This window comes from Rothia sp. P7181 (assembly GCF_048513015.1).
In the GTDB taxonomy this organism is placed as follows: domain Bacteria; phylum Actinomycetota; class Actinomycetes; order Actinomycetales; family Micrococcaceae; genus Rothia.
In genome coordinates this window covers 1-8597 of sequence record NZ_JBLXXZ010000022.1, presented here as the reverse complement: position 1 = coordinate 8597, position 8597 = coordinate 1, and the positions used below count along the sequence as shown (strand labels likewise).

At 46.8% G+C, this 8597-nt stretch carries 11 protein-coding genes; 6 read left to right on the top strand and 5 right to left on the bottom strand.

The features are described from left to right. From ACN08Z_RS08230 to ACN08Z_RS08210, 5 genes are all read right to left on the bottom strand, one after another. The coding region (locus ACN08Z_RS08230) for a hypothetical protein (RefSeq protein WP_419104043.1) at positions 1–181 on the bottom strand (181 nt) is incomplete at its 3' end. A gap of 186 nt (positions 182–367) precedes the next feature. Further along, a complete protein-coding gene (locus tag ACN08Z_RS08225; protein WP_419104042.1) occupies positions 368–652 on the bottom strand; it encodes a YciI family protein in 285 nt (94 codons plus the stop codon). Next, positions 649–813: a hypothetical protein gene (locus tag ACN08Z_RS08220; protein ID WP_419104041.1), complete on the bottom strand. Its 165-nt coding sequence runs from the start codon at positions 811–813 to the stop codon at positions 649–651. The genes ACN08Z_RS08225 and ACN08Z_RS08220 overlap by 4 nt, the downstream gene beginning before the upstream one ends. A gap of 94 nt (positions 814–907) precedes the next feature. Beyond that, positions 908–1132, bottom strand: a complete 225-nt coding sequence (locus tag ACN08Z_RS08215; protein WP_419104040.1) for a hypothetical protein — start codon at positions 1130–1132, stop codon at positions 908–910. Positions 1133–1213: 81 nt separating this feature from the next. Then, positions 1214–1438 carry a hypothetical protein gene (locus ACN08Z_RS08210; protein WP_419104039.1) on the bottom strand — a complete coding sequence of 75 codons (225 nt, stop codon included), beginning with the start codon at positions 1436–1438 and terminating at the stop codon, positions 1214–1216. A 168-nt stretch (positions 1439–1606) separates the two neighbouring features. On the opposite strand from ACN08Z_RS08210, the gene ACN08Z_RS08205 reads away from it, so the two are divergent. The 6 genes from ACN08Z_RS08205 to ACN08Z_RS08180 all read left to right on the top strand — a co-directional run. Continuing rightward, positions 1607–2488: a biotin--[acetyl-CoA-carboxylase] ligase gene (locus ACN08Z_RS08205; RefSeq protein WP_419104038.1), complete on the top strand. Its 882-nt coding sequence runs from the start codon at positions 1607–1609 to the stop codon at positions 2486–2488. Between the two features lie 65 nt (positions 2489–2553). Further along, positions 2554–3063 carry a PH domain-containing protein gene (locus ACN08Z_RS08200; RefSeq protein ID WP_419104037.1) on the top strand — a complete coding sequence of 170 codons (510 nt, stop codon included), beginning with the start codon at positions 2554–2556 and terminating at the stop codon, positions 3061–3063. A 123-nt stretch (positions 3064–3186) separates the two neighbouring features. Continuing rightward, positions 3187–4311 (top strand): adenylate/guanylate cyclase domain-containing protein, encoded by a 1125-nt coding sequence (locus ACN08Z_RS08195; protein ID WP_419104036.1) that lies wholly within the window; start codon positions 3187–3189, stop codon positions 4309–4311. Continuing rightward, the gene (locus tag ACN08Z_RS08190; RefSeq protein WP_419104035.1) at positions 4308–5372 is read left to right on the top strand and encodes a PP2C family protein-serine/threonine phosphatase; all 1065 of its coding nucleotides are present in this window, start codon (positions 4308–4310) and stop codon (positions 5370–5372) included. The genes ACN08Z_RS08195 and ACN08Z_RS08190 overlap by 4 nt, the downstream gene beginning before the upstream one ends. A 178-nt stretch (positions 5373–5550) precedes the next feature. Continuing rightward, positions 5551–7725, top strand: a complete 2175-nt coding sequence (gene ligA, locus ACN08Z_RS08185; RefSeq protein WP_419104034.1) for an NAD-dependent DNA ligase LigA — start codon at positions 5551–5553, stop codon at positions 7723–7725. 514 nt (positions 7726–8239) lie between these two features. Then, a partial coding sequence (locus ACN08Z_RS08180) for a transglycosylase family protein (protein ID WP_419104033.1) occupies positions 8240–8597 on the top strand: 358 nt, incomplete at its 3' end.

Genomic DNA, 8597 nt, shown 5'->3' with positions numbered 1-8597 from the left:
GTAAATCAATACGTTCTCTTGCGGTGTTCTTGCCCCGACTATGTTGGCGGTCTACTGCTTCTTGACCAGAAGGCATGTAACTTTTTTCTCGACGATCATAGAAGTCTGCGAGTTTACCTGCGGTAGTACTTAAATCGTGTGCAGAAGATTCTTCTGTTGTGCTGTGGTGATTCATAGACACGGGGACATCCTTGACGGTGGGCATTCGCTAGCGTCACCGTACTGAGGCACAGTGAGCTGGTGAATAATATGATGCCCTCAACTATAGGATGTTTCTCGTGACGAAAATACCTGATAACTACTTATCTCATCACAAAAATAACAAAATATGTTGAGGGCGTCGCACTATTTGTAATAGCTAGTCAGACTAGCTGCCCAAAGAACCTAAAACAGGGTTCCACTCACGCACGTTATAAGAGAGCACCGCCCCACCGAGATACATGGGGTCCTGGCTGACATACTCACGGACCTCATCTGCAGAAGATGCCTTAAAAAGCAACATCGCCCCAGGTGCTTCGTCATCCACATAAGGGCCAGAAGCAATAATGATTCCTTTTTCTACGAGAGAACCTAGATAAAGGCGATGCTCTGGACGGTGTTTTTCTTGTTCTTCTGCTGGTGCGTAGCTATAAGTACAGATAAAAATGCTCATTGGTTTTCTTTCTGTTTCCGGTTGGACGAGAGGTTCATGTAGGCAACCCAGAGGAATACTGCAGAAAATGGGAAGTACCAAGGCTTTCCAAGGAAGCCAAGAATAATCCCTGTTACTGCGGTAATTATTGCCAATAGTGCAATAACTTGTTTGCTTGTCATAGTATTTTTCCTTTGCTAGAGTCAGGGGGTAACGCCCTCCCGCCCCTGATTAGTAGTGTTATTCAGGAGCGGGAGGGTTTTACTTCACGTGGTTTTAAGAAAGTTTTTTCTTTTCAGAAGAAAGTGGCTTAGGTACAACCTCGTTATACCACTTCACCAGACTCTCCTTTTTCCATCCCTTAGTTTTTCCATTGACAATAAAATCTGGCTCTAGTGGGTATTTCTTCATATTACTCAAAAAGCCAGCGCTGGAAAGTTTGACCTGCTTACTCGCCTCTTCGCCCTTGTAGAAAACGGGAATTTCTGATTTGTTGCTCATGCCTTATACTTCTTCTTTTCCTATGAGAGAGGAAAGACTGCCTTTGCTGTATTGCAGATGTCACATGGAATCTGACGGGCTTTATTTAACCAGCTTCTCAAGATTTTTTGGAGCACCGACACTTGGAATGGTCTTATCCCAAGCCCTGAGGGTTTCCTCGGTCCAACATGGTTGATTCTCGTTGATGAGATAGTCAGGCTCAAGAGGATATTTCTCAATTCTCTTATAAAATCCATTGCGAGTAATACCCAAAAGAGCGCACGCCCCAATAGGAGTAAACACCTGCACCGGTTCAGTGGTAGACATTCCTAGTTCCTCTCTGTAACAATGAAAGCGCTTTCCTTTCTGAAAGAAGCCACCCTAAAAGTGGCGAGCGCCCCGATAGCTTCGTTCTTTTATCCTATCGGGGCGTTTCTTAATCTGCTCCAATAAAGCATTGCCTATCATATAAAACCTCAAGAGAGAACACCGCCGATGAGCGTACCGATACAAACCCTCGATAACTACCTCAAATATGAGGTGAGCCGTGCCGCATCTAAGGCTCCCTACCACCAATACCAACAAGTTCTTCTGCTCGATACTGTCCCCTCAACGAACCTCTACGCCCACGAACTTCTCACCTCAGCAGATTCTCTACAAAACCGGCGATGGGGTGAACTCTCTGTTATCGCAACAACACAACAAACACACGGTAAAGGTCGGCTCAATAGAGAATGGGTTGCTCCTGCCGGAAGCTCCCTCTGCGCGTCAGTCATCGTTCGCCCTCATGCTAACCCCGCACACCGTATCAAACCCGAACAATATCACTGGTTCACCGTGCTCCTCGCCCTAGCAGCAATTGACACACTCAACTCTTGGGGCATTGAAGCGTATCTCAAATGGCCTAACGACGTCCTCATTGGTGACAAAAAATGTTGCGGAATACTCGCTCAAATTGCTGTAGAGTCTGCTGAAAATCTCTCAGCAATAGTTGGTATTGGAATAAATATTAACCTTGAACCAGAAGAGTTTCCCGTCCCCACGGCAACTTCTGTTCTCGCCGCAACACAAAGACCACGAAGCCTTGATGAAGCCCTCGAAAAAATCTGTGAGAATTTTGCTCAACGATATGAAGACTTCGCCCGCGTTAACGGTATTCCCTCCGCACTGCAACGACATGGAATTAGCCTGTTAGACAGTGTCCGAACCAAAATGTCGACATTGGGGCAACGCGTTGTCATAGAACTGCCAGACGGACAAAAAACATATGGTGTAGCAGAAGATATTAACGACGACGGAGAAATCGTTATCACCACAGACTCCGGAATATCCCAAAGCTACGCAGTCGGCGACGTGATTCATCTGCGCAGTGCATAGAAAGACCATCTTTTTTGACGATTACTGAGACAAAAGACTATTCATTACCGTAAGATAAGTGAGCTATGAAACTACGAGGAACGCTTCTACAAGGGGAATCGGTGCGTGTTGCAACCCGATTACATTGGCGTTGCCTACTTATACCAGCACTTTATGCTCTTCTGAACATATTCTTCGTGAGCTTTGCGTCTGCTATAGCCGGAGTTAGTACTATCTGGTCATTTCTTGGATATCTTTTAGCAGGGGCGTCCTTATACCAGACGATTAAAAGCCTGAAGCGATACTTCTTGACCCAGTATTTCATCACGACACATCGTCTCGTAATCCAACGCGGATTGAGTGCTAAGCGTTCTATCTCCATCAATTTCGAGAGTATTACGGGGTGTGAGGTGCAACGAACGTGGCTTGGGTATACAAAAATTGGAAAGCTGACAGTCTACGTTCAACACGGCACTCAAAAAGGTCTTTGCGTTCTACAAAATGTTCCTCATGCTCAGGCGTTTTCAGAGGAACTAAAACGAGCACAGTACGATTTTAACGCTTCTTATCATGGCGTTTTAGGGTCGTATAGATAGTTCCACATCATAAGATGATGAACAGTTTTTCGTCATTCTTCGTATTACTTCCCATAAGTAGAGTATTGTAAGTCACAGAGTAAGTTTTATTGTCTCAACGAGAGCATGAGAAAGGATAGTCCCGTGGAAAAGCCGGCACCTGGATCAGACGATAATCTTCATCCAGTGCCTCTGGAAGAAGAATTTGAATATTCCAATAACCGTGTGCAAAGCAACGTATATCGCACAAAAGAAGACCGCGAAGCGGTTAAAGCCCTCGAAAAATTTCTCCTCGGTACACAGAAAAACCTTACCAGCAAAGAAATCATAGAACAGACCGGAGCGACGCTCCCACTAGTCAGCAAAATTTGGCATGCACTAGGAATACCAGATATCTCCGAAAACGAAGTGTACTTCACCGAAGCAGATGTCAAAGGGCTCAAAAAGGTTACTGAACTGACCGACAAGCACGGTTTAGACTTCGAAACAACGATCTCAATCGCCCGTTCTATGGGACAACTGACCGACCGAATCGTGGCCTGGCAAATTGAAGAAATCGTTGATGACATCTCAAGACAACAAGGCTTTAGTAACGGTAGAGCACGTCAAGAACTCCTTAAAGTTCTGCCAGAACTCATCACAACCTTACAAGAGATACTGTCTTACACCTACCGCAGACAATACAACGCTGGAGTGCTGCGACTAGCGCTCCGCAACGAAGACGGAGTCTCTGAAGACCGTGCTGATTTACCTCTGCTACGCGGTATAGGCTTCATTGATCTTGTTTCTTACACCACACTTTCGTGTCAGATGAATGAGAAAACGCTAGGTAAACTCGTCAAAACTTTTGAACAACGCTGTGCAGAAATCATAGCGATTGGTGGTGGACGCATCATCAAAACCGTTGGTGATGAAGTCCTCTTCCTCACCGAAACACCAGACGCCGCTGCACGCATCTCATTAGCCTTATCTCAAGCGATTGAAGAACACCCAGACCTGCCACACACACGCGTGGCGTTTGTTTGGGGACGTATCCTTCCCAAACTAGGAGACGTCTACGGCCCTACCGTAAACCTAGCTTCGCGCTTAGTAAGCATCGCAGAACCTGGTAAGGTGCTTACCAATGACGCTACCGCCCAGACGCTCAAAGGCGACGGACGTTTTCGCTTCACACCACAACCAAAGCGCAATGTCCGAGGCTTCGGAGACATAACGCCTATATCCGTGGAAGTCGGTACCGGCAATGAATTGGAGATCGACACAGAATGACCGCACAAAAACTAACAACCTTCTCCGGAAGTGCCACTGACGTTGGCGCTTACCGAGACAATAACGAAGACTCCTGCTCAGTAGTCGGAACTTTACACATCGTCGCCGACGGAATGGGCGGGCACGAAGCAGGCGAACACGCAAGCCGACTCTGCGCACGAACCATCAGCTATAACCACCTCTTCTCGCGCCCTTGCGGTATGACAGAGGCTGAACAAGAAAGCTATGCACGAGAGCTTGCAGCAGAAGATAACACCTCTACAGAAGGCAATCAGGGACTTCTTGGACGTCGTCGTCAAAAGACCACCGCCTTAAACCGGCAAATTATGCGTACTCTCGAACATATTCGTTCAATCATTGGCGAATCAGACGAACGTATTAAGGAGATGTTCTCTCAACGAGCTGGTACAACTGTGACAGGTGCTTGGTTGACGAATATCGGAGACCAATATATGTGGTTTATTTTCAACGTGGGAGACTCTCGTACCTATCGTCTCGTTCGTGAAGAAGAAGTCGAAACAGACGCACACGATATGTCTTTCTCTGCGGGAAGCGTTGAAGGCCTTACTCTAGAACAAATCACTGTGGACCACTCCGAAGTGCAATACCTCGTAGATACCGGACAAATTACACCACTTGAAGCGCTTACTCACCCACGTCGAAACGTCATTACACGTGCGTTGGGAACCGGAAACTACTGGGAACCAGACTTCTGGGTTATTCCTGCCCGAGAAGGAGACCGTTTGATGCTCTGCTCAGATGGGCTATCGGGTGAACTATCTCATGACTATATGGCGAGGGTACTGGCAACTGTTGAGCACCCTCAAGACGCTGCAGATGTCTTACAAATGGCTGCCCTACGTGCTGGCGGTAGAGACAATATTACTGTTGTTGTTGCTGACGTCGTGACTGAAGAAACAGCTCAAGAAAGAAGCGAACACCTTAAAGAACTCACTTCAACAGAACAACACCATATTGTGAGCTCTGCGGAAGAATATCAATCTCAACCCACGACAGTGGCAGAAGAAGAGTCCTATCACGATGAGAGAGAATTGCGCTAAAGTAATTCTTGAGGATATTTCGGGTAAACCCCAATGGAAAGTCCCTAACTGCTGATTAAATGTAGTTAGGGACTTTTCTATGAATGAAATACTACTAAGCCAACCTGAAAACAACACCACTGCGCCGTTCAATGCGGATACCTGCCAAGAACGGCGAACGTGAAATATGGAGAAGAAGATGGACGTTACGTCAACGGAACAATCTCGTGAACTCATCACAGCTGAGCTACAAGAACGCTATATTGCTTTGATGGAGAAAATCCGTCAGGCGCAAAAAAAATACTTTGTTGACGACGAACCAATCCTCTCTGATAAAGAATACGATGAACTTTTTGTTGAGTTGGAAAAACTTGAAGCATTACATCCTCAACTCATCTCTCAAGATTCACCGACACAACAAGTCGGGGCAGAACCATCCTCTATCTTTGCGCCCGTTGTTCATCTCAGCCGTATGTATTCTCTTGAAGACGTCTTTTCTATCCCCGAATTAGAACAATGGTTGAATAAAACTGAACAGAACGCGCACCTTGCGGGGTTATCATCTGTTCGTTGGTTAACCGAACTAAAAATTGATGGTTTAGCGGTTAACCTGCTATATCGTCAGGGAGAGCTTGTACGGGCAGCTACTCGCGGTGACGGAACAACGGGGGAGGACGTGACCCATAACGTCCTGACCATCGGGACGATTCCTCGTAAACTTGCCGGTGACGGGCATCCTGAAGAAGTTGAAATTCGTGGAGAAATTTTTATTTCTTCTCAAGATTTTCTTACTCTCAATGAGCAGATGATTGCAGAGGGGAAAGCACCATTCGCAAACCCTCGTAACGCTGCTGCCGGTTCGCTACGTCAAAAAGATGCGAAAGTGACGGCTCGGCGTCCTCTATCAATGTATGTGCATGGCATTGGCACACATGAGGGTATCTCATTGGACTCTCAATACGAAACGTATGCTCTGCTCGAACAATGGGGACTTCCGGTGAGCCCCTATACTGAACTGTTCTCCGATACTCAGCAAATTCTTGAATTTATTGAACGTTACGGGCAGCAACGTCATTCTCTGGCACATGAGATTGACGGAATTGTTGTCAAAATTAATGATTTTTCAACACAAGAACGATTAGGCTACACCTCTCGTGTGCCGCGTTGGGCTGTTGCTTATAAATATCCTCCTGAAGAAGTGCATACAAAACTTGTTGATATTCGTGTCGATGTGGGGCGTACTGGGCGTGTCACTCCCTATGGGGTCATGGAGCCGGTAAAAGTTGCTGGTTCAACCGTTGAACGTGCAACGCTGCATAACCAAGACGTTGTCAAAGCTAAAGGTGTGCTTATTGGCGATACGGTGGTATTGCGTAAAGCAGGGGACGTTATCCCAGAAATTGTGGGTCCTGTGATTGCTTTGCGAGATGGCAGCGAACGAGCTTTTGAAATGCCTCAGGAATGTCCTTCCTGCGGTGAGCCGTTAGCGCCTGCTAAAGAAGGTGACGTTGATATTCGTTGTGTTAATGCTCGCTCTTGCCCTGCTCAGCTGACAGAACGCGTTTATCATGCTGGAAGTCGTGGTGCGTTTGATATTGAGGCGTTAGGTTTTGAAGCGGCTAAAGCGTTGACTGCTCCTGCTGAGCCTGATGTTGCTCCTCTTGTTTCTGAAGCGTTCTTATTTGATCTTCGTGCAGAAGATCTTGCCGATGTGAAAATACGACGTGAGAAGAAAAAGCGTGGGGTTCTTAGCGGAGAGTATGAGCTTGTCCCATATTTTTATACGCGTGGTACAGCGAAGAAACCTTCTGCTGTTAACGCAAATACAAAGAAGCTTTTTAAAGAGTTAGAGAAAGCAAAAGAACAGCCGTTATGGAGAGTTCTTGTTGCGTTGTCGATTCGACATGTAGGCCCTACTGCCGCACGTGCTCTTGCAACTGAGTTTGGTTCTATGGAAGCTATTGAAAATGCCTCTGAAGAGCGTTTAGCGGTTATTGATGGTGTAGGTGCAGTAATGGCTCGCTCTATTAAAGAATGGTTTGCGGTGGACTGGCATCGCGAAATTATTGAGCGGTGGGCTGCTGCTGGCGTGCGCATGGCTGATGAGCAAGATGATAACCTGCCGCAAACATTAGCTGGACTGTCTATTGTCGTAACGGGCACTCTCAAAGATTTTTCAAGGGATTCTGCCAAGGAAGCTATTATTGCTCGTGGCGGTAAAGCAGTGGGGTCGGTGTCGAAGAAAACGCATTATCTTGTCGCCGGTGATGCCGCTGGTTCGAGGCTAGAGAAAGCAGAATCTTTGGGCGTTCCAGTGTTAGATGAAGACGCTTTTAAGGTACTTCTTGCTGAAGGTGCTGAAGCCTTAACATAGGTGCTTTTGAGGTTTTATCGCGAAATATCGTAGTTTTCGTGGAGTGTCGCAAAGAAAATTAAAAAATTTTTTTCGGCGTTTTTTCGTCGATAAATGTTGCGATTTGATAACAAAAATAACGAAATGGTAAAGATGACCCCCACGTTGGTTCTTCCCAGAAATACGCGGGTTTAACACTCAATAAGTTCTCTTTTAAATAAAAAATACAACTGCGTGCGGGCTGTTATCAACAGTAGGCTGATAAATGCCCTACGGGCAACAAGACCTGCTGGGGAGGTTGTATGAACCCAAATCGTTACGTTATCGTTATCCATGAACGCAATCCCGCACCTGCGGGAAAAATACATTTCAGGGCTGGAAGAAGCCTTGAACTATATGCCGGGTTTTGCCGCACACCTGAGTCCGTCTACAGGGCAAAACCTCAATAGATACCCAATAAGCATCTATGGGTAGACGGCAACGCATTGAAGCCAAGGGATTGGTGGAGCGTTAGGTGGCCTACACTTGGAGCATTGTGAAAAAGACTTCCATTCGCCAAAACGTAACCCGCTCCGCAGCTGCACTAGCAGTTAGCGGTGTAGCAGCAGCATCTTTTGCAGTAGCACCTGCACAAGCAGCTCCTCTCGAAGCATGGGAAGCGCTATCTCAGTGTGAGTCCGGTGGCAACTGGTCTATCAACACCGGCAACGGCTTCTACGGTGGCCTACAGTTCACCCAGTCTTCCTGGAATGCTGCTGGCGGTAGCGGCGCACCTCACTACGCTTCTAAAGCAGAGCAGATTCGCGTTGCTGAAAACCTCCTTCAGATGCAAGGATGGGGCGCATGGCCTGCATGTGCAGCTAAGCTCAACCTTTACGCATACGGAACTGCCG